An 18,537-nucleotide genomic window follows, 5' to 3' on the forward strand; every position below is an offset into this window, starting at 1 on the left:
GAGCCGGGTCTCAGACCCCCGCGCGGCGGCCGGTCACCAGCTTGACCAGCCACAGCAGGATCACCGCTCCGGCAAGACAGGTGAGGAAGCTGAAGATGATGCCAGCTCCTTCGACGTCGACATTGAAGAGCGTGAGGATCCAGCCGCCGAGTAGGCCGCCGACCACGCCGACGACGATATTCAGGATGATGCCCTGTTGAGCATCGGTTTTCATGATCTTGCTGGCAATCCATCCGGCGATGCCGCCGATGATGATCCAACCGATGATGCCGAGGCCGAGCATGCTGTTCTCCCTTGGTTCGAGGAACTTGTGAACCGGTCGATGGGTCTCGACGCAGCCCATTTGGCAATACCCTTCGATTGTCAGAATACGCACTCGCGTACCGGTCCGTTCCGGCTAATATGAGGTTGCCTCATGTCTGCGTCCAAAGGCCGACGGTGGGGGACCCGATGAAGGACAGCACGACGCGGTAGGAGAAGAAGATGGCGGCTCGACTTGCCTCGATTCGAGGGGCAGAGCACACCGCGATCCTTGGGCTCGGCGTCTATCGCCCGGCAAGGGTCGTCACCAATGACGAGGTCGCGGGACCGATCGATTCGAGTGACGAATGGATCCGAACCCGCTCGGGGATCAAGACCCGCCGCTTCGCGGGGGATGACGAAACCGTCAAGAGCATGAGTGTGGCCGCCGCACGGGATGCCATCGAGGCCGCCGAAATCGAAGCGACGCAGATCGATTGCGTCATCGTGGCCACCTCGACCTGGCTGCTGCTCACCCCGGCCGCCGCCCCGCAGGTCGCCACCGACCTGGGCATCACCGGCGCCGCGGCCTTCGATATCTCGGCCGGATGCGCGGGCTTCTGCCACGCACTGGCCCTGGCCTCGGATCTGATCAAGGGTGGCACCGCCCGGCACGTGCTGGTGGTCGGCGTCGAAAAGCTCACCGACACCATCAATCCCGCCGATCGGTCCACGGCCTTCCTCTTCGCCGACGGCGCGGGCGCGGTGGTGGTCGGCCCGTCCGACGAGCCCGGCATCGGCCCCACCGTCTGGGGTTCGGACGGCACCCAGCACCACGCGATTCGCCAGGACAAGGACTGGATCGAGTTCTTCACCGAGATCGAGGAGAAGGGCACCGACGCGGTGCGACCCTACCTCGCCATGGAGGGCACGGCCGTATTCCGTTGGGCCGCACACTCGTTGGAGAAGGTCTGCCGCGACGCGGTGGACAGCGCCGGAATCACCGTCGACGAACTCGACGCCATGATCCCGCATCAGGCCAATGGCCGGATCATCGAGATCATGGCCCGCGTCCTGAAACTCCCGGACGACTGCGCACTGGCCAATGACATCGAGGAGAGCGGCAACACCTCCGCCGCCTCGATTCCCTTGGCCATGGAAGCGCTGCTGCGCAACGGCGATGCCAAGCCCGGCGGCACCGCCCTGCTCATCGCCTTCGGCGCGGGTCTGTCCTACGCCGCCCAGGTGGTGACGCTCCCGAACTGGAAGTAGTAAGGGCTACTTCAGGTTCCAGGTGACATTCACGGTGAGTGTCACCGTCTGCTGTCCGGGCTCGAGCTTGAATTCCGGTGCGGCATCGGCCTGCATCGGAAAATTGCCCCCGCTGGTGTCCTCGGTGATGGTCTCGACGTCGCCGAGTTTCAACCCCGCCAGATCGGCGTACTGCTGCGCCCGGGATTTCGCGTCGTCGAAGGCGCGGGCCCGGGCATCGCCGAGCAACTTGGAGTTGTCCTCGAGGCTGAAAGACACCTTGCTGATGCGCGTGTCGTTGCCACCGGCCTTGACCGCGGCGTCGAGAATCGCCGACGCTTTGGTCAGATCGCGCACCACCACGTGCACGGAGTTGCTGGCCCGGTAGCCGGTGATGGTCCGGCCCTCCGGCCCGTACTCCGGCTGCACGGACAGCTCGCTGGTCTGAATGTCCTCCCGCTCGGCCCCCGCCGCGACCATGGCGTCGGTCATGGCCGTGGCCTTGGCATTCACATCGTCCACCGCGGTGGAGACATCGGCCGCCGTGACCTGCGCGCCGAGATCGGCATTGAGCACATCGGGCGCGCCGCGCACCTCGCCGGTGCCGACGACGGTCACGTCGCGATCGTGGTCGGTATCCGAGCTACCGCAGCCGGTCAACAGCAGCGCGACGCCAGCGGTCGCGGCGCACAAGCCTGTCATTCGTCGCATACCCAGCGAACCTACGCATCGCGCCGCGCCCGCACCGGTAGAAACGCGGGACTGCTACTTCTCGACGACGGCCTTGATCCGGCCGAGGGTTTCGTTCATGCCGGTCACCAGCAGCTCCTCGAAGCGCGCTTCGCCGCCCATGGCCTTCTCGATGGAGGTGCGGGAGAACCAGGTGGTCCCGTTCGGGCAGTCGCGCCGCTGCACCAGTCGGGTGCCGGTGGCGGTGGGCTCGAGGGTGAAGCTCCAGATGGTGCGATTCTCGTTGACCTTGAAGGCGATCGCCTTGTTCGGCTCGAACCGCACCACGCGCGCGGTGGTCGGCCAGTAGGCCTTGCCATCGGTATTGAAGTTGATGGTCCAGGTGCCGGTGCGAATCTTGCCGATCGGCTGCATGCGCAGGGTCTGCGGACTGAACTCCGGCATGCGCTTCAGATTCGAGACGACGTTCCAGACCTGTTCCGGCGGGGCCGCGATATCGATGCTGGCTTCGAGATTCTTCGGCAACGCTGCCTCCGGTAGAGCTGTGACGACAAGGTCTGTGACCACGAGTTGCACTCATCCTAATCAGCCCCGTTGTGGCCTGTGCAATCGAACAGAGGGCCGAACACTGAAAATCAACTAGATCACATTCCGGTGCGGTGCTCACCGAGCACGTAATAACCAGCGCACAATGGCGGATAGACGAAGCAAGACACAGCCTCCAGCTTCCGACTGAGAAACGTGAGGTGATCGGCCGTGAATCTGCGCTCGCTCATTCACCGCAGGCAGGGACACAAGGGGGTGCCCCTGCTTCCTCCGGAGACCGACGACAAGTCGTCCGCGATCGGCCAGCGGACCAAGCCGCCCAATGAGGAGCGCCTCGAGCGGTTGCTCACCCCATCCGAACTCAACCTGGTACAGCAGCATCGCCTGTGAGCCGATGGCGAACAGCGACAGCCGAGTTGACGCCGACGTCCATACTCGTTAGGTGACCTCACCTGCTGCCGTGAAACCGGCGATCCTCAGCGTGGACGACGATCCTGGCGTCTCTCGCGCGGTGGTGCGCGACCTGCGCCGCCGCTACGGGGCGGATTATCGGATTCTGCGGGCGGATTCGGGTTCCGATGCGCTCGATGCCCTGCGCGAGCTGAAACTGCGCGGCCAGCCGGTCGCGGTACTCATCGCCGACTACCGCATGCCCGGTATGGACGGCATCGAATTCCTCGAGCAGGCCATGGACCTGCATCCGCACGCCCGGCGCGTGCTGCTGACCGCCTACGCCGACACCAATGCCGCCATCGAGGCCATCAATGTGGTCGATCTCGACCACTACCTACTCAAGCCGTGGGATCCGCCGGAGGAGAAGCTCTACCCGGTGATCGACGCGCTGTTGGAGGCGTGGCGCTCCGACGCGCATCGGCCGGTGACCGAGACCAAGGTGGTCGGCCATCGCTGGTCGGCCCGGTGCTCGCAGGTGCGGGAGTTCTTGGCGCGCAACCAGTTGCCGTATCGCTGGTATCTGGCCGACGAACCGGAGGGTTCGCGGCTGCTGACAGCCGCGGGGGCCACCGAGGATCAGTGTCCGGTGGTCATCAACCCCACGGGCGAGGCGCTGCTCGGGCCGAGCGATGCGGAATTGGCGGCCAGCGTGGGCCTCAATACCGACCCGTCGGGCGACTTCTACGACCTCATCGTGGTCGGTGGCGGACCGGCCGGTCTGGGCGCGGCGGTTTACGGCGCGTCGGAAGGACTACGGACGGTGCTCGTCGAGCGCACCGCGACCGGCGGCCAGGCCGGGCAGAGCTCGCGCATCGAGAACTACCTGGGCTTCCCGGACGGACTCTCCGGTGCGCAGCTGGCCGACCGGGCGCGGCGGCAGGCGGTGAAGTTCGGCGCGGAGCTGATCACCGCGCGCGAGGTGCAGGCGCTGGAGCCCTGTGGTTCGGCGCGCGTGGTGCGCTTCGCTGACGGCGGGCATGTCGCGGGGCACGCGGTACTCATCGCGACCGGCGTCAACTATCGCCACCACCCCGCGCCGGGTGTGGACGAATTCACCGGACGCGGTGTCTATTACGGCTCCGCCATGACCGAGGCCGCCGACTGCGCCGAGCGCGACGTCTACATCGTCGGCGGCGCGAACTCGGCGGGCCAGGCGGCGGTGTTCCTGTCCCGCAACGCGCGCACGGTGCACATTCTGGTGCGGGGGAGCGGACTGGAAGCCTCCATGTCGCACTACCTGATCCAGCAGATCGAGAGCATCCCGAATATCAAGGTGCACACCGGAACCGAGGTCGTGGCCGTCGACGGTGACGATCATCTGGAACGAATCGTGCTGCGCGACAACAAGACCGGCACCGAGGAGAAGGTGGAGGCCGAGCGCCTGTTCCTGTTCATCGGCGCGGCCCCGGAGACCGACTGGCTCGACGGTGTGGTGACCCGCGACGAGCACGGGTACGTGGTGGCCGGGCCGGACCTCATGGTCGACGGCAACCGCCCGGCGGGCTGGGAGCTGCCGCGCCCGCCCGGGCATCTGGAGACCAGCGTCCCCGGCGTCTTCGTGGCCGGTGACGTGCGCTCCGATTCGGCCAAGCGCGTGGCGTCGGCGGTGGGCGAGGGCGCCATGGCCGTCATGCTCGTGCACCGCTACCTGGCGAAACAGTAGGAGGCCGCGATGGGCACCCAATTGATCTGTGACCCCAACGAATTGCGCGAGCTGTTCCTGTTCGAGAAGTTGAACGACGAACAGCTGGCCTGGCTGTGCCGCGACGGCCGGGTGGAGCACTTCGAACCGGGACCGGTGTTCCGGGAAGGCGATCCGGCCACCTGCTTCTACGTGCTCATGGACGGCGAGGTCGTGCTGACCAAGATGTCCGGCGGCGAGGAGATCGAACTGGTGCGCACCAGCCACCACGGCTCCTACGCGGGCGCGTGGACGGCGTACATGGGCGACAAGGTCGACCAGAACTACAGCGGATCCTTCTACGTGACCCGGCCGTCGAAGTTCTTCGTACTGGACGCGGGCACCTTCGCCCGCATGGTGCAGGAATGGTTCCCGATGGCCCTGCACCTGCTCGAGGGCGTGTTCTTCGGCAACCGCAATTCGCAGGAGATCCTGGGCCAGCGCGAGCGACTGCTGGCGCTGGGATCGCTCTCGGCGGGCCTGACGCACGAGCTGAACAATCCGGCCGCGGCGGCGGTGCGGGCCACCTCCTCGCTGCGCGAGCGCGTGGGCGGGATGCGGCACAAGCTGAAGATGATGGCGCGCGGCAAATTCGACTCCAAGACCCTCGAGGCCATGGTGCAGTTGCAGGAGGAGGCGGCCGCGCAGGTGGCCAAGGCCCCGGCGCTGACCTCGCTGGAGGCCGCCGATCGCGAGGACGAACTCGGCGATTGGCTCGAGGAGCACGGTGTCGCCAACGGCTGGGATCTCGCGCCCAATTTCGTGCAGGCCGGATTCGATGTCGACTGGCTGGAGAAGGTGCACGGCACCTTGAACGAATGCAGCGACGGCGTCTTCGAGGGCGCGATCCGGTGGCTCAACTACACCGTCGAGACCGAACTGCTCATGAACGAGATCGCCGATTCCACCACGCGCATCTCGTCGTTGGTGAATGCCGCCAAGCAGTACTCGCAGATGGACCGGGCCCCGTTCCAGGTGGTCGATATCCACGAACTGCTCGACAGCACCCTGGTCATGTTGGGCCGCAAGATCGGTGACGATATCGAGGTGGTCAAGGAGTACGACCGGAGTCTGCCGCCGCTGCCCTGCTACGCGGCGGAGCTGAACCAGGTGTGGACGAATCTGATCGACAACGCCATTGCCGCCATGCACGCCAGCGGCACCCTGACGGTCCGCACCCGTCGCGAAAACGACTGTGCCGCAGTGGAAATCTGCGATACCGGGCCGGGTGTGCCGCCGGAGATCCGCAACCGCATCTTCGAGCCCTTCTTCACCACCAAGCCGGTGGGCGAGGGCACCGGCTTGGGGCTCGATATCTCGTTCCGGATCGTGGTGCGCAAGCACGGCGGCGATATTCGTGTGGAGTCCGAACCCGGCAATACCCGTTTCATCGTCCGGCTGCCGCTCACTCCGCCCTCGGGTGCGGAGGCTGATTCGTCGGAAAACGCGGCGGCGCAACCGAATACCGGAGGTGCGTGATGTCGGAGCAGATCGAGGGAATCGATACCGCCGTGGCCCCGAGCGGTCCGGGTTGCGTGGAATGCGAAGCGGCACAGGGTTGGTGGGTGCATCTGCGGCGCTGCGCCCAATGCGGTCACGTGGGCTGCTGCGACACCTCCCCGTCGCAGCATGCCACCAAGCATTTCAAGTCCACCGGGCACCCGTTCGTGCAGAGCTACGAGCCGGGCGAGGACTGGTATTGGAACTACACCACCGACGAGATGTACGGCGACGGACCGGAATTGGCCGCGCCGCACCATCATCCGCTGGACCAGAGCGTGCCGGGACCGCGCGATCGGGTGCCCGCCGACTGGCAGAGCCAGCTCAACTGAGGAGGGGCATCTCGGGTGAGCAGGTCCATCTCGGTCGAATAGAGCTGTCCCAACCGAGTTCGAGGCGACCGGTCTGTCCGAACGCATGCTTCGGCGTTCGGGCGGCCCCGGTCTCGGACTGGTCGGATGCCTTTCGGCCGCCGCGTATCCGATCGCGGCGGAGGGGCGCGGGAGACCATCCGCCGCACAGATGACGTCGTCGGCAGTCGCGTGCGGCGGATAGCCCGGGGGTACCCGCCTTCCTCGTCCCCGATCCGAGCCGGGTGCCCTGTTACCAGCCAGCGAAGGAACTGGTTTCGACACCATAGGCGCGCGGTGGGCCCGATAATCGACTGTGCGTGTACGACTTCGGTCCGACTATGTACGACCGTGACGGTGCGGCTGTCCCGGTCGCGGAGACCCACCCATGACGATTCTGCTCGACACCGACAGCATCGATTCCGACCTGCGCGCCGAGGCAGTGGTGGAAGTGGTACGGCAGGCTGCCGGTCCGCAACACGTCATCCCGGCGCCGGACCGCCAATCCGTGCGGGCCCGGATGGAGGTCTGGGAACTGGGCGAGACGGCGCTCTACCGGATGCGCAGTCCCTGGCTTCGGCTCGTGCGCACCGAGAAACACGTGCGCACCGCACCCGGGCCGATGCTGGCCCTGGCCATCGCCGAGGCACCCATCACCCGATGTCGATTCGGGGCCGCCGCATCGGTCTACTCGCACGGGCAGATGTTCCTGGTGGATATGAACGTGCCCTACGACATCGGCTGGAGCGAGCCCGGCGCGCAGACCGCGCTCTTCGTTCCGCTGGACCGCCTCGCGCTGCCGATGGAAACCATTCGCGCCGCCGCCCCGTGGGTGACGGCCAGTCCGTTGTATCCCTTGGTCACGCGGCATATCGCCACCTTGGCGCAGTCGGCCGATGTCCTCGAGGCCGATCCGGCGGTGCATGAGATAGGCGGTGCGAGTACGGAATTGGCGCGGGCACTGCTGGTCTCGGCGGCCGGGCAGGGCACTTGCGACGGACGCGCGGTGCCCACCGAGATCCTGCTGACCCAGATCCGCGAGTATGTGCGCTCGAATCTGGCCGATCCCCGGCTGAGCCCCGAGACGATCGCCCGCGCCCACAACGTTTCCGTTCGGTATCTCTACAAGCTCTGTGCCACAGCGAATCTCCGACTCGAGCAGTGGATCATCACCGAGCGACTGGCGCGCGCCCGCGCCGATCTGGCCCGCCCCGAGTTGAACCACCGGGCGATAGCGGCCATCGCGCGGGGCTGGGGCTTCCGCGACCCGTCCCACTTCGCCCGCCGCTTCCGCGCCACCTTCGGTATGACGCCCCGGGAGTGGCGCGCCTGCTGTCTCGCCCGCGCCGCGGAGTAGCTGCCCGCCCACGGTGGGGGTAGCTGTCCGCCCGCGGGCATCGGGCTGCGTGAATTCCCTGGAGCGACCGTCCTGTTTGTTGGTCCCCTCCCCAGCCGCGCGCCCACCCGGTACGCTGCTGCGAGCGCCGGGCCGGTCCGGCGCGCAACACTGCACTCGGAAAGCACGGTATGAAGCGAATGTCGGTCGTCGCCTGCGCGTTCGGCGCGCTGGCGCTGGGACTGTCCGGCTGCGGATCGGACAAGTCGGGTGGTGTGAGCGGTCAGCGGCAGAACGCGCAGACCACCAGTTCCGCGGCGGTCACCGTCGCGCCCACCTCCACCTCGTTCACGCTGGTGGAGCCGCCCGAGGGCGCGCCGACCACCCAGGCGCAGGCCAAACAGACCACCGCCAATGGCGCGGCCACCACCTGCGGTCAATTCCGCGACCTCACCGATGACACCCAGAAGCAGGTCATCGACCAGGTGCTGGCCGCCAACCCGGGCTCGGAACTCGACGGCAGCCCGAATGTGGCACTGGGCACGGCCAAGCTCGCCTGCCTCGCCCAGTCCTACACCGACACCCCGGTCGGCGAAGCGATCCGCGTCGCGAAATAGCCGGTGCGCGAAGGCGGCGAGGCTCGCCGCGTCGGCACCGGGCTCGGGCGCCATTAGTGGTCGCCAGGTCGTTCGTTGGTCGCGCGGCGGACCGTCGGGAGGGTGCGAGTAGTCACAGCCATCCGACGGGCGCGCCAGCGTATCGTCCCCACTCGAACAGCGAAACCGAGAGTGGGGGCACACGTGGACGCCGAGGACCTGGCGGAATTCGAACGACACCGGACGCGGCTGTTCGCACTCGCCTACCGCATGCTGGGTTCGGCCAGCGAGGCCGAGGACGCGGTACAGGAGACCTACCTGCGCTGGGACGGCACCGCGCGCGGCGAAATCCATTCGCCCGAGGCGTGGTTGACCACCATTGTCGTCAATCTGTGTCGCACCTGGCTGGATTCGGCGCGCGCCCGCCGCGAAACCTATGTGGGACCGTGGGTTCCGGAACCGGTGCAGACCGCTGGCGGCGCACTGGGTCCGTTGGAGTCGGTCGAACAGCGTGAGATGGTGTCACTCGCCTTCCTCACCCTGCTGGAACGCCTGACCCCCGCCGAACGCGCGGTCTTCGTACTGCGCGAGGCCTTCGGCTACGCGCACCGCGAAATCGCCGACATGCTGGCACTGTCCGAATCGAACTCGCAGCAGCTGTACCGGCGCGCGAGCCAGCGGATGCGCGAGGAGCGCCCGCGCTTCGACTCCGACCCCGAGCGGGCGCGAGAACTGTTGGAGCGCTTCCTCGCAGCGGCCCGCTCCGGAGACCTGGCATCCCTGGAGCGCCTGTTCGCGGCCGATATCGTCTCCGTCGCCGACGGTGGCGGCAAGGTCACCGCCGCGCGCCGCCCCATCGAAGGCCGCGCGCGCGTGGCCCGCTACCTCGTCGGGTTGTTGGCGCACGACCTCCCGGGTCTGACGATCACCGTCGAAGAGGTCAACGGCGCGCTCGCCGTGGTCGCCCGGGTGGGCGACGCACCGCTGCTCGTCGCGGCGGTCGATATCGCCGACGGGCTCGTCAGCGCCGTCCGGCTCGTGGTGAATCCCGACAAGATGCGGTTCTTCACCCGAATGGACCGCGGGCCCGGTCCGGTGACACAGCACACAGCCTGAACCGTCAGGGATCGCGGAGCTGTCCAGTCTGAGAAGTATCGGCCCTCGAAAGGAGTCACTTCTCATGACCGGAGAACATCGAATCGTCGTCCTCGGCGCGGGGTACGCGGGCCTGTCGGCGGCCAAGCGCGCGGCCAAGGTGCGCGGTGCGCGGGTCACGGTGATCGACAGCCGTGCCGAATTCGTCGAGCGCGTGCGCCTGCACCAGGCCGTGGCGGGACAGTCGGTCGCGCGCTGGGATCTGCGGGAACGCCTGGCCGCCAAGGGCATCGACTTCGTGCGCGGCCGCGCCGTCCACATCGACACCGACACCCGTCGAGTCGAACTCGAGGACGGACAGTCCCTCGCCTACGACTCGCTGGTCTACGCCCTCGGCAGCGTTTGGGATGCCAGCGCCGTCCCCGGCGTCGCCGACCACGCCCACTCCGTCGCGACCCCTGAGGATGTGGCGCGCGTGCCCGCCCTCACCGGCCGGATCGCGGTGGTCGGCGGCGGCTCGACCGGAATCGAAGTGGCCGCCGAATTGGCCGAGACGCGACCGGATCTCGCGATCACCATGATCACCTCCGAGGAGCCGGGGGCCTGGCTCTCGGCCAAGGCGCGTGCCCACGCGGCCCGCACCCTGTCCCGGCTGGGTGTCGAGGTGCGCTCCGGGGTCAAGGTCGTCGAGGTCGACCGCGGCGGCGTCACCCTCACCGACGGTGATCGCCTCGCGGCCGACACCGTGTTGTGGACAACCGGATTCGCGGTGCCCGACCTGGCCGCCCGCTGCGGCCTGGCCGTCGACGACCGCGGCCGCATCCTCGTCGACGCCACCCTGCGCTCCCGCTCGCACCCGGAGATCTCCGCCGCGGGCGACGCCGCCGTCGTCTCCGGCCCGGGCGACCGCCACCTGCGCATGGCCTGCGCCACGGCACTGCCCACCGGCAAGCACGCCGCCACCGCCATCGCCGCCACCCTGCACGGAAAAGCAGCGCCCCCCTTGTCCTTCCGCTACTACATCCAGTGCATCAGCCTGGGCCGCCGCGACGGCATCATCCAATTCGTCGCACCCGACGACACCCCCACCGGCACCGTCCTCACCGGCCGCCCCGCCGCCTGGTTCAAGGAAGGCATCGTCCGCGGCGCCGCCCGCACCGCGCGTCCGTGATCACGAGGGGGAACTGACGGCGGGAGCCACTCGCGTTACGCCGCCACCAGTTCCCCCTGATCGGCGGACCAGTCGTGGAGTCCAGGGGGCGAGGGCGACCACGGCGAGGACGAGGAGCCAGGGGGCGCGCCACCACCAGTGGAGGTTCGCGTCCAGGGCGGGTGGCGGCGGGGCGCTCGGGAGGCGCGCGGTGGAGGACCAGATCAGGAAGGCGTCGCCGATCGGCAGCAGGCCGAAGGCGTACCGCTTGGTTCCGGGCAGGGTCAGCGGCAGACCGAGCAGCTCACCCGTCGAGCCGAGGGCCGCCGCCAGGTCGTGATCGCCGTTGACCCGCGCGGCGCCCATGCCGACGACGGTGGCGGACAGGCTGATTCCCGCCACCAGCGGTCCGGAATCCACATCGCCGCTGCCCGCCCGACCATGCGGATACTCCCTGATGGCAGGCCCGAATCCGCCCGGGTAGGCGAGGAAGCGCGCACGGAATCCGGCGTACTGGGCGCGCGCGAAGTCGGCGTCGATCTCCGGGAGGAAGCGCAGCAGCATGGTCTGCGATGTGGCCCGCGCACCCTCCAGCATCGACCCCTCCTGGGCCGAGACCCGGTGTGGCAGTAGGCCGGTGGCGGGATCGAGCCGAGTCCGCACCGCGTCGAGCCAGCGCCCGACCACCGCGTCGTAGCGTGCGCCGAGCAGCCGGTCGTGCAGCCGCAGCGACGCGATGGCGACCGTCGAGTCCACCGGCCACGCCTGGCCGGGATAGGCCTGCAAGAACGGTGTTTCGGAGGCTTCGAAGGCCGCCGCGAGCGCCGCGCTGCCCTCGGTGAACTTCCGCACCGATTCGATATCTCCGGTGCCGCCGAGCGCGAGGATAGAGCCCCGCAGCCAATTGGCCCATCCGGCCCAGAACACCCCGTACGCGGGTTGCAGGCGAGGCTGAACATCGCCTTTCCCTCGGCGGACTCCACTCTGTCCAGCGCCCACCGGGATTCACGCAGGGCCTGCTCGCGGTGTGTCGAATCCGCTTGTCCCGCCTGCGTCCACGCCAGTCCGTAGAGCGCGTTCATGAAGACGTAGCCCTCGGGGAACTGCGCCTGTGCCTCCCGATCCGCGCCGCTGTCCAAAGCGTCGCGGAGGAAGGCCAATTGCCGGAACGTAGATCCGGGCTGCTCCTGCGGACCTGGCTGCGGCCAGAGGAATCGCCCCGCCGCGAGCAGGCAGGCGATCGTCAGCACCACCCCGAAACCCCGTAGTACCCAGTGAAATACCGTCGTGCGCCCACGTTCGGGCGACCGGTTCTCCCCTCCCATGCACACCACTGTGCCAGGCTCGGTGTTTGCTCACAGCGAAATCGTCAACCAATGGTTGACTCGTGACGGATAGTCAACCTACCGTTGACGCATGACGCAGCACTCACTCCGCCTCGACGACCTCATCGACGGCATCAAGAAGGCCCGCCCCGACAATGTCCTGGAACAGCTCTCCGACGCGGTCGTCCTCGGCGGCCACCTCGACGAACTCGCCGACCATCTGATCGGCCACTTCGTCGATCAGGCCCGCCGCTCCGGGGCCTCTTGGACCGATATCGGCGAGAGCATGGGCGTCACCAAACAGGCCGCCCAGAAGCGTTTCGTCCCGAAGTCTCCCGGCGATCCGGCCGATGCCGCCGCCATGGACCCGAATGCCGGTTTCGCGAAATTCACCCCGCGCGCCCGCCAGGTGGTCGTGGCCGCCCAGGAGGAGGCGCGTTCGGCCAGCAATGCCGAGATCACCACCGCCCACCTGGTGCTGGGCCTGCTCTCGCAGCCGGAAGGGCTTGCGGTGCAACTGATCACCGGCAAGGGCGTCTCCGTCGAGGCGGTGCGGCGCGTGGCCGAGGCCGCCCGCCCGGAAGCGGCCGCCGAGGTTCCCGCGCTGATCCCCTTCGATGCCCAGGCCAAGAAGGCGCTCGAGCTCACCTTCCGCCAGGCCCTGCGCATGGGCCACAACTACATCGGCACCGAACACATCCTGCTCGCGCTGCTGGAACAGGAGGACGGCACCGGTCTGCTCTCGGGCCTGGGCCTGGACAAGGCCGCTCTCGAAACCGATCTCACCGCCGCCCTGGACTCGATCCTCGCGAAGGAGAAGTAGGTCCTCCCGCCGCACCCCCCGACCTTGCACTCCCTATCCGCGAGTGCTAGAAATGGCTTTGGCACTCTCAACATGTGAGTGCTAGGTCGGGACGGTGAGGCCGGTAATCCTGGTCGTCCGTCGCGGGCACCGAGCCTGGCCAGATCGTGTCAATCCCCTGATCTGGAGGATCTCAACGCAATGGCCAAGACAATTGCGTACGACGAAGAGGCTCGCCGTGGTCTCGAGCGGGGTCTGAACGCCCTGGCCGACGCCGTCAAGGTGACCCTGGGCCCCAAGGGCCGCAATGTCGTGCTGGAGAAGAAGTGGGGCGCCCCCACCATCACCAACGATGGTGTCTCCATCGCCAAGGAGATCGAGCTCGAGGATCCCTACGAGAAGATCGGCGCCGAGCTGGTCAAGGAAGTCGCCAAGAAGACCGACGACGTCGCTGGCGACGGCACCACCACCGCCACCGTGCTCGCTCAGGCGCTGGTGCGCGAGGGCCTGCGCAACGTGGCCGCGGGTGCCAACCCGCTGGGCCTGAAGCGCGGCATCGAGAAGGCCGTCGAGGCCGTCACCGCCAAGCTGCTCGACACCGCCAAGGAGGTCGAGACCAAGGAGCAGATCGCCGCCACCGCCGGTATCTCGGCGGGCGACTCGTCCATCGGTGAGCTCATCGCCGAGGCCATGGACAAGGTCGGCAAGGAAGGCGTCATCACCGTCGAGGAGAGCAACACCTTCGGTCTCCAGCTGGAGCTCACCGAGGGCATGCGCTTCGACAAGGGCTACATCTCCGGTTACTTCGTGACCGACCCCGAGCGTCAGGAAGCGGTCTTCGAGGATCCGTACATCCTGCTCGTCGGCTCGAAGATCTCGACCGTCAAGGACCTGCTGCCGCTGCTGGAGAAGGTCATCCAGGCCGGTAAGCCGCTGCTGATCATCGCCGAGGACGTCGAGGGCGAGGCCCTGTCGACCCTGGTCGTCAACAAGATCCGCGGCACCTTCAAGTCCATCGCCGTCAAGGCCCCGGGCTTCGGCGACCGCCGCAAGGCCATGCTGGCTGATATCGCCATCCTCACCGGTGGCGAGGTCATCAGCGAAGAGGTCGGCCTCTCCCTGGAGACCGCCGGTCTGGAGCTGCTGGGCCAGGCCCGCAAGGTCGTCATCACCAAGGACGAGACCACCATCGTCGAGGGCGCGGGCGACGCGGAGGCCATCAAGGGCCGCGTGGCGCAGATCCGCACCGAGATCGAGAACTCGGACTCGGACTACGACCGCGAGAAGCTGCAGGAGCGCCTGGCCAAGCTGGCCGGTGGCGTCGCCGTCATCAAGGCGGGCGCGGCCACCGAGGTCGAGCTCAAGGAGCGCAAGCACCGCATCGAAGATGCCGTGCGCAACGCCAAGGCCGCCGTCGAAGAGGGCATCGTCGCCGGTGGCGGCGTGGCCCTGCTGCAGTCGGCCCCGGCGCTGGACGCGCTGTCCCTCACCGGTGACGAGGCCACCGGCGCGAACATCGTTCGCGTCGCGCTCTCGGCTCCGCTGAAGCAGATCGCCTTCAACGCGGGCCTCGAGCCCGGCGTCGTCGCCGAGAAGGTCTCGAACCTCCCGGCGGGCCACGGCCTGAACGCCGACTCGGGCGAGTACGTCGACCTGCTGGCGGCTGGCGTCGCCGACCCGGTCAAGGTCACCCGTTCGGCTCTGCAGAACGCGGCCTCCATCGCGGCGCTGTTCCTCACCACCGAGGCCGTCGTCGCCGACAAGCCGGAGAAGGCCGCCCCCGCGGGCGACCCGACCGGCGGCATGGGCGGCATGGACTTCTGAGTCCGCCTCCCGGCACCATCTCTCGAACCGGAAACCGGCTCACCTTCGGGTGAGCCGGTTTCCGGCGTTTCGGCACGGTTCGGAGATCGGTCGCGGTGGAGTTTCCGGGACCGTTGCTCGGGGTAGCGCGAGGGCAGGAGGGCGGACGCGCTGGCGGAATCGTCACGCTCCGTCCGCACCGCCGTCGGACCAGAGGAGTTGCCGATGTTCACACGTTCGGATCTGACCACTCTCATCGACGCCGCGCCCGACCACGGCGTTTCGATCTACCTGCCGACCCATCGCGCCGGTAAGGAGACCTTGCAGGACCCCGTGCGCTTCCGGGAACTGCTCGACGAGTCGCGGGAGAAACTGCGCGGCGCGGGGATGACCGCCGCCGAAGCGGACGCGTTGCTGGCCCCCGCCGACGACCTCGTCTCGGATTACGAATTCTGGCAGCACCAGAACGAAGGGCTCGCGGTCTTCCTCGGCCCGGACGGTCTGCGCGAGTACCGGGTGCCGCTGGCGTTCGAACCGCAGACCCATGTCGGCCCGGAATTCCATGTGAAGCCGCTGCTGCCGCTGCTCGCCGCGGACGGCTCGTTCTATGTGCTCACCGTGACCGCCGACGAGGCCCACCTGTACGAGGCCACCCGCCACAATCTGTCCGAGGACACCGGCGTGGAGTTCCCCTCCGTCGGGGAGACCCGCGGCAAGAACGACTATCAGAGCCCGATGCAGGGCAGCCCCGCCTCCCGCCCGCACACCGGCAGCCCGATCGCGGCGCGGACCCAGGCCTACGGGATCACGCCCCCCGAATGGCGCAAGGCCGGTCTGGAGCAGTACGCGGGCGAGGTCGCCAAGGCGGTGGAGCGGCGGATCGCCGACACCCGCTACCCGGTGGTGTTGGTGGCCGACGCCGAATTGGCGGGCCATGTCAGGAAGAACTCGAAGCTCGCCGCGCGGTTGGCGGGCGTCCTGGAGACGAATCCCGCCGCCGCGAGTACGTCGGATCTGCACGATCAGGCCTACGACATCGTCCGCCCGTCCTTCGAGAGCGAGCGCGGCGCGGCGTTGGACCGGGCGGCCGAGCTCATCGGTCAGGGCAGCGCCAAGGTGGCGACCGCCATCGGCGATATCGTGCGCAGCTCCTACAACGGTCGCGTCGACACCCTGCTGCTCGCCGACGACGCCACCGTCCCCGGCCGCTACGACCTCCCCAGCGACACCCTGTTCATGGCCGACGATCCGGCGCATCCGGATGCCGACCTGACCGAGGCCGCCGCGGTGCGCACGCTCTCCGACGACGGCACGGTCTACATCGTCGAGCACGAGCGCATGGCGCACCTGTTCGACGGCGTCAAGGACAGCGGTGCCACGCGGCCGCCGGAGTTCGCCGCGATCCTGCGCTACTGACGCGCATTCGACCGGGCCGGTTCACCCTGAGGTGGACCGGCCTTCGCATGTCGAGAGTCGTTGTGCCGCACAGGGTTCGTGATCGTCGCGCCCGTAGTCGGCGCACCCGCGGGCGTCGCCTCGGTACGCTCACCCCCGCGAGCCGTGGCGATTCTCCCGGCTCGAAGAAGGGACGGGGAAATCTCATGACATATCCACCGCGGCCGCCGCATGGGCAAAACATGCCGCCGCAGGGGCAGCCGTATTCGGCTCAGCCGCAGCACTTTCCGCAGCAGCAGGGCTGGGGGCAGCAGCCACCGGGGCCGCCGCGCCCGCCGGTGTGGAAATCACCGGGGGTGCTGATCGGCGCGGCCGTCGCGGTGCTCGCGGTTGTCGTCGTCGCGACCGCCGTCGCGGTATCGGGCGGCGACGACGCGCCGACCACGGCCGCGGTGAGCACCACCGAGTCGTCCACGCGAAGCGCGGCGACCACCTCGAATGCGGCGACGAGCACGAAATCGACGACCACCACCAAGGCCGCGCCCACCCAGCGGTTGACGCCGGGGGCGCAGACCATCGTGGACGCGCTGCCGGATCCGCTGAAGCAGGCGGTGCTGAAGAACGACATCCAGGAGCATCAGCCCAGCGGTGGCCTGGACACCTTCACGGTGGAGGCGCAGTTCACGCTCACCTCGGACGACGCACTGCTCTCCGGGCTGATGGACTCCGACCGCCAGCGCTATCCCATGGCGCATATCGACACCGATATCAACGGCCTGCTCGACACCTGGCGCACCGTCCGCAAGGACCACCTCAGCGAGAACGGCCCCCGGGTCATTCGCATCGACGAGGGGTTCGTCAACGGCATCAAGCTCGAATTCCTGAACACCAGCACCAAGCTGTACTTCGTCATATCCGGCTTCAAGGACCGCACCTCGGCGATGGCCTTCGCCGAACGCGCCGGACTCTAGGGGAGGGGAACCCGTGAACTATCCACCGCAGCAGCCGCCGGGGCAGGGCTGGCCGCAGCAGCCGCCGCCGGGCTGGCAGCAGCAGGGCGGGCCGCGGCAGGGCTATCCGCAGCAGCCGCAACAGCATTCGCCGCAGGGCCAACCGCAGTGGGGTCAACAGCCGCAGTGGGCTCCGCCGCCTCCGGGCGGGCCGACCCCGCCCGTGTGGAAGTCGCCGATCGTCTTGGGCCTCGGCGCGATCGCGGTGGTCGGCGTCATCGTGGTCGGACTGGTCGCCGTGACGAGCGGCGACGACTCCGAGGCGACCGCCGCCAAGGTCACGACCACCACCACCCAGTCCGCGCCGTCCACCAGCTCGGCCACCAAGTCGACGACCACGACCACCAAGGCGACCACCACCGCCAAGGCCGCGGCACTCTCCCCGGAGGGAACGACCATCGTCCAGGCCTTTCCGGAGGCGCTGCGGCAGTCGGTGCTGAAGAACGAGGTGAAGGAGAAGGACCCCACCGGGACGATGGACACCTTCACCAAGAAGGTCGTCGGCACCATCGCGGCGGGTGACGCCCTCACCGTCGGGCTGATGCACCACCAGAACAACGACCACTATCCGATCGCCTGGATCGACACCGACCCGTCGAAGCTGCGGCGCATCTGGAGCAGCCAGCATCCGGAGCGCACCACCGACGAAGGCTCGAAGCTGGTGCGGATCGATCCCTCCTATCCGAACGGCAGCGCCGCCCTGGAGGTCTTCATCCCGTCGAGCAATCTCTACTTCTCGATGTCGGGCTTCAGCAACGCGGACGCGGCGAAGCAATTCGTCCAACGCGCCGGGTTCTGAGCGCGTAGGAACATAGCGAAGGGTCGGTTCACCTATTCGGGTGTACCGACCCTTCGGCGTATTGATGGCGACCGGTCGCATTGTTTGACGGACTTCATCGCGAGTTCATCGGCCCGAACACCACACGGCGAATGCACGAACGCGGCTTTGGGCCTCTGACCAGCCGATTTGACACTGCATTCGCATCCACGTAACTTATTCCAGGTCAGAGCGACACGGACACCGACCAGGGGCCGAGACGCCGAGCCACTGAGACTTCTCAGACGGCCCAGCGAAGCCCCTTGGAAACGAGGTCGTACGAGGAGCGCCTGATGATCACACGGTTCGACCTGACCAGCGGATTTGGTTCTGCTGGAACGGCTGAGCTAAGCTGTAAAAGTTGCCTCAGAGACCGACCGGGACAAAGAGCCCGTGAAGTTCTGTGTGCGTGTGTTCTTTGAGAACTCAATAGTGTGTCGATGAATGTCAGTGCCAATTATTTATTGGTTCCGGCGCTTACACCCCCGTGTGGGTGT

The 18,537-nt window shown here is 67.7% G+C and carries 18 protein-coding genes; 14 read left to right on the plus strand and 4 right to left on the minus strand.

From position 1 onward, the window contains the following. Window positions 1-10: 10 nt before the first annotated feature. Window positions 11-283 carry a GlsB/YeaQ/YmgE family stress response membrane protein gene (locus tag ACIBH2_RS31740; protein WP_397124195.1) on the minus strand — a complete coding sequence of 91 codons (273 nt, stop codon included), beginning with the start codon at window positions 281-283 and terminating at the stop codon, window positions 11-13. Between the two features lie 200 nt (window positions 284-483). Between ACIBH2_RS31740 and ACIBH2_RS31745 the strand changes: the two genes are divergently transcribed. After that, entirely contained in the window at window positions 484-1,512 is a 1,029-nt protein-coding gene (locus ACIBH2_RS31745) for a beta-ketoacyl-ACP synthase III (protein WP_397124197.1), read from the plus strand. Between the two features lie 6 nt (window positions 1,513-1,518). On the opposite strand, the gene ACIBH2_RS31750 is transcribed toward ACIBH2_RS31745, so the two are convergent. Together ACIBH2_RS31750 and ACIBH2_RS31755 are read right to left on the minus strand one after the other, a co-directional pair. Next, entirely contained in the window at window positions 1,519-2,202 is a 684-nt protein-coding gene (locus tag ACIBH2_RS31750) for an SIMPL domain-containing protein (RefSeq protein WP_397124199.1), read from the minus strand. A 54-nt stretch (window positions 2,203-2,256) separates the two neighbouring features. Continuing rightward, a complete protein-coding gene (locus ACIBH2_RS31755) occupies window positions 2,257-2,706 on the minus strand; it encodes an SRPBCC family protein (RefSeq protein ID WP_397124201.1) in 450 nt (149 codons plus the stop codon). Window positions 2,707-2,937: 231 nt separating this feature from the next. On the opposite strand from ACIBH2_RS31755, the gene ACIBH2_RS31760 reads away from it, so the two are divergent. The 8 genes from ACIBH2_RS31760 (at window position 2,938) to ACIBH2_RS31795 (ending at window position 10,909) form a co-directional block, all read left to right on the plus strand. Continuing rightward, window positions 2,938-3,117, plus strand: coding sequence for a hypothetical protein (locus ACIBH2_RS31760; protein WP_397124203.1), 180 nt, complete (start codon window positions 2,938-2,940; stop codon window positions 3,115-3,117). 52 nt (window positions 3,118-3,169) lie between these two features. Continuing rightward, window positions 3,170-4,843, plus strand: coding sequence for an FAD-dependent oxidoreductase (locus ACIBH2_RS31765; protein WP_397124205.1), 1,674 nt, complete (start codon window positions 3,170-3,172; stop codon window positions 4,841-4,843). 9 nt (window positions 4,844-4,852) lie between these two features. Then, window positions 4,853-6,340: an ATP-binding protein gene (locus ACIBH2_RS31770; RefSeq protein ID WP_397124207.1), complete on the plus strand. Its 1,488-nt coding sequence runs from the start codon at window positions 4,853-4,855 to the stop codon at window positions 6,338-6,340. Further along, window positions 6,340-6,693: a UBP-type zinc finger domain-containing protein gene (locus tag ACIBH2_RS31775; protein ID WP_397124209.1), complete on the plus strand. Its 354-nt coding sequence runs from the start codon at window positions 6,340-6,342 to the stop codon at window positions 6,691-6,693. The genes ACIBH2_RS31770 and ACIBH2_RS31775 overlap by 1 nt, the downstream gene beginning before the upstream one ends. Before the next feature lie 406 nt (window positions 6,694-7,099). Further along, a complete protein-coding gene (locus ACIBH2_RS31780) occupies window positions 7,100-8,068 on the plus strand; it encodes a helix-turn-helix domain-containing protein (RefSeq protein ID WP_397124211.1) in 969 nt (322 codons plus the stop codon). Between the two features lie 170 nt (window positions 8,069-8,238). After that, window positions 8,239-8,664 carry a hypothetical protein gene (locus ACIBH2_RS31785; RefSeq protein WP_397124213.1) on the plus strand — a complete coding sequence of 142 codons (426 nt, stop codon included), beginning with the start codon at window positions 8,239-8,241 and terminating at the stop codon, window positions 8,662-8,664. Between the two features lie 183 nt (window positions 8,665-8,847). Continuing rightward, window positions 8,848-9,759: an RNA polymerase sigma-70 factor gene (locus ACIBH2_RS31790; RefSeq protein ID WP_397124215.1), complete on the plus strand. Its 912-nt coding sequence runs from the start codon at window positions 8,848-8,850 to the stop codon at window positions 9,757-9,759. Window positions 9,760-9,823: 64 nt separating this feature from the next. Continuing rightward, window positions 9,824-10,909, plus strand: a complete 1,086-nt coding sequence (locus ACIBH2_RS31795) for an NAD(P)/FAD-dependent oxidoreductase (protein WP_397124217.1) — start codon at window positions 9,824-9,826, stop codon at window positions 10,907-10,909. On the opposite strand, the gene ACIBH2_RS31800 is transcribed toward ACIBH2_RS31795, so the two are convergent. Beyond that, entirely contained in the window at window positions 10,910-11,740 is an 831-nt protein-coding gene (locus tag ACIBH2_RS31800) for a hypothetical protein (RefSeq protein WP_397124219.1), read from the minus strand. A 564-nt stretch (window positions 11,741-12,304) separates the two neighbouring features. Here ACIBH2_RS31800 and ACIBH2_RS31805 point away from each other — a divergent pair. The 5 genes from ACIBH2_RS31805 to ACIBH2_RS31825 all read left to right on the plus strand — a co-directional run bounded on the left by ACIBH2_RS31805 (window position 12,305) and on the right by ACIBH2_RS31825 (window position 18,022). Beyond that, window positions 12,305-13,036: a Clp protease N-terminal domain-containing protein gene (locus tag ACIBH2_RS31805; protein WP_397124221.1), complete on the plus strand. Its 732-nt coding sequence runs from the start codon at window positions 12,305-12,307 to the stop codon at window positions 13,034-13,036. Window positions 13,037-13,216: 180 nt separating this feature from the next. Then, the gene (gene groL, locus ACIBH2_RS31810) at window positions 13,217-14,839 is read left to right on the plus strand and encodes a chaperonin GroEL (protein WP_397124223.1); all 1,623 of its coding nucleotides are present in this window, start codon (window positions 13,217-13,219) and stop codon (window positions 14,837-14,839) included. 204 nt (window positions 14,840-15,043) lie between these two features. Continuing rightward, window positions 15,044-16,234 (plus strand): hypothetical protein, encoded by a 1,191-nt coding sequence (locus ACIBH2_RS31815; protein WP_397124225.1) that lies wholly within the window; start codon window positions 15,044-15,046, stop codon window positions 16,232-16,234. A 185-nt stretch (window positions 16,235-16,419) separates the two neighbouring features. Next, the gene (locus ACIBH2_RS31820) at window positions 16,420-17,184 is read left to right on the plus strand and encodes a hypothetical protein (protein WP_397124227.1); all 765 of its coding nucleotides are present in this window, start codon (window positions 16,420-16,422) and stop codon (window positions 17,182-17,184) included. 13 nt (window positions 17,185-17,197) lie between these two features. Further along, window positions 17,198-18,022 carry a hypothetical protein gene (locus ACIBH2_RS31825; protein WP_397124229.1) on the plus strand — a complete coding sequence of 275 codons (825 nt, stop codon included), beginning with the start codon at window positions 17,198-17,200 and terminating at the stop codon, window positions 18,020-18,022. Window positions 18,023-18,537: the final 515 nt, after the last annotated feature.

The sequence above is a fragment of the Nocardia sp. NPDC050406 genome, assembly GCF_044459025.1.
In the GTDB taxonomy this organism is placed as follows: Bacteria; Actinomycetota; Actinomycetes; order Mycobacteriales; family Mycobacteriaceae; genus Nocardia.

What these genes read in the sequence shown, in the direction of transcription:
- ACIBH2_RS31740 (WP_397124195.1), bottom strand. Translation starts at nt 283, where the DNA reads ATGCTCGGCCTCGGCATCATCGGTTGGATCATCATCGGCGGCATCGCC.
- ACIBH2_RS31745 (WP_397124197.1), top strand. Translation starts at nt 484, where the DNA reads ATGGCGGCTCGACTTGCCTCGATTCGAGGGGCAGAGCACACCGCGATC.
- ACIBH2_RS31750 (WP_397124199.1), bottom strand. Translation starts at nt 2,202, where the DNA reads ATGCGACGAATGACAGGCTTGTGCGCCGCGACCGCTGGCGTCGCGCTG.
- ACIBH2_RS31770 (WP_397124207.1), top strand. Translation starts at nt 4,853, where the DNA reads ATGGGCACCCAATTGATCTGTGACCCCAACGAATTGCGCGAGCTGTTC.
- ACIBH2_RS31775 (WP_397124209.1), top strand. Translation starts at nt 6,340, where the DNA reads ATGTCGGAGCAGATCGAGGGAATCGATACCGCCGTGGCCCCGAGCGGT.
- ACIBH2_RS31780 (WP_397124211.1), top strand. Translation starts at nt 7,100, where the DNA reads ATGACGATTCTGCTCGACACCGACAGCATCGATTCCGACCTGCGCGCC.
- ACIBH2_RS31785 (WP_397124213.1), top strand. Translation starts at nt 8,239, where the DNA reads ATGAAGCGAATGTCGGTCGTCGCCTGCGCGTTCGGCGCGCTGGCGCTG.
- ACIBH2_RS31795 (WP_397124217.1), top strand. Translation starts at nt 9,824, where the DNA reads ATGACCGGAGAACATCGAATCGTCGTCCTCGGCGCGGGGTACGCGGGC.
- ACIBH2_RS31805 (WP_397124221.1), top strand. Translation starts at nt 12,305, where the DNA reads ATGACGCAGCACTCACTCCGCCTCGACGACCTCATCGACGGCATCAAG.
- groL (WP_397124223.1), top strand. Translation starts at nt 13,217, where the DNA reads ATGGCCAAGACAATTGCGTACGACGAAGAGGCTCGCCGTGGTCTCGAG.
- ACIBH2_RS31815 (WP_397124225.1), top strand. Translation starts at nt 15,044, where the DNA reads ATGTTCACACGTTCGGATCTGACCACTCTCATCGACGCCGCGCCCGAC.
- ACIBH2_RS31820 (WP_397124227.1), top strand. Translation starts at nt 16,420, where the DNA reads ATGACATATCCACCGCGGCCGCCGCATGGGCAAAACATGCCGCCGCAG.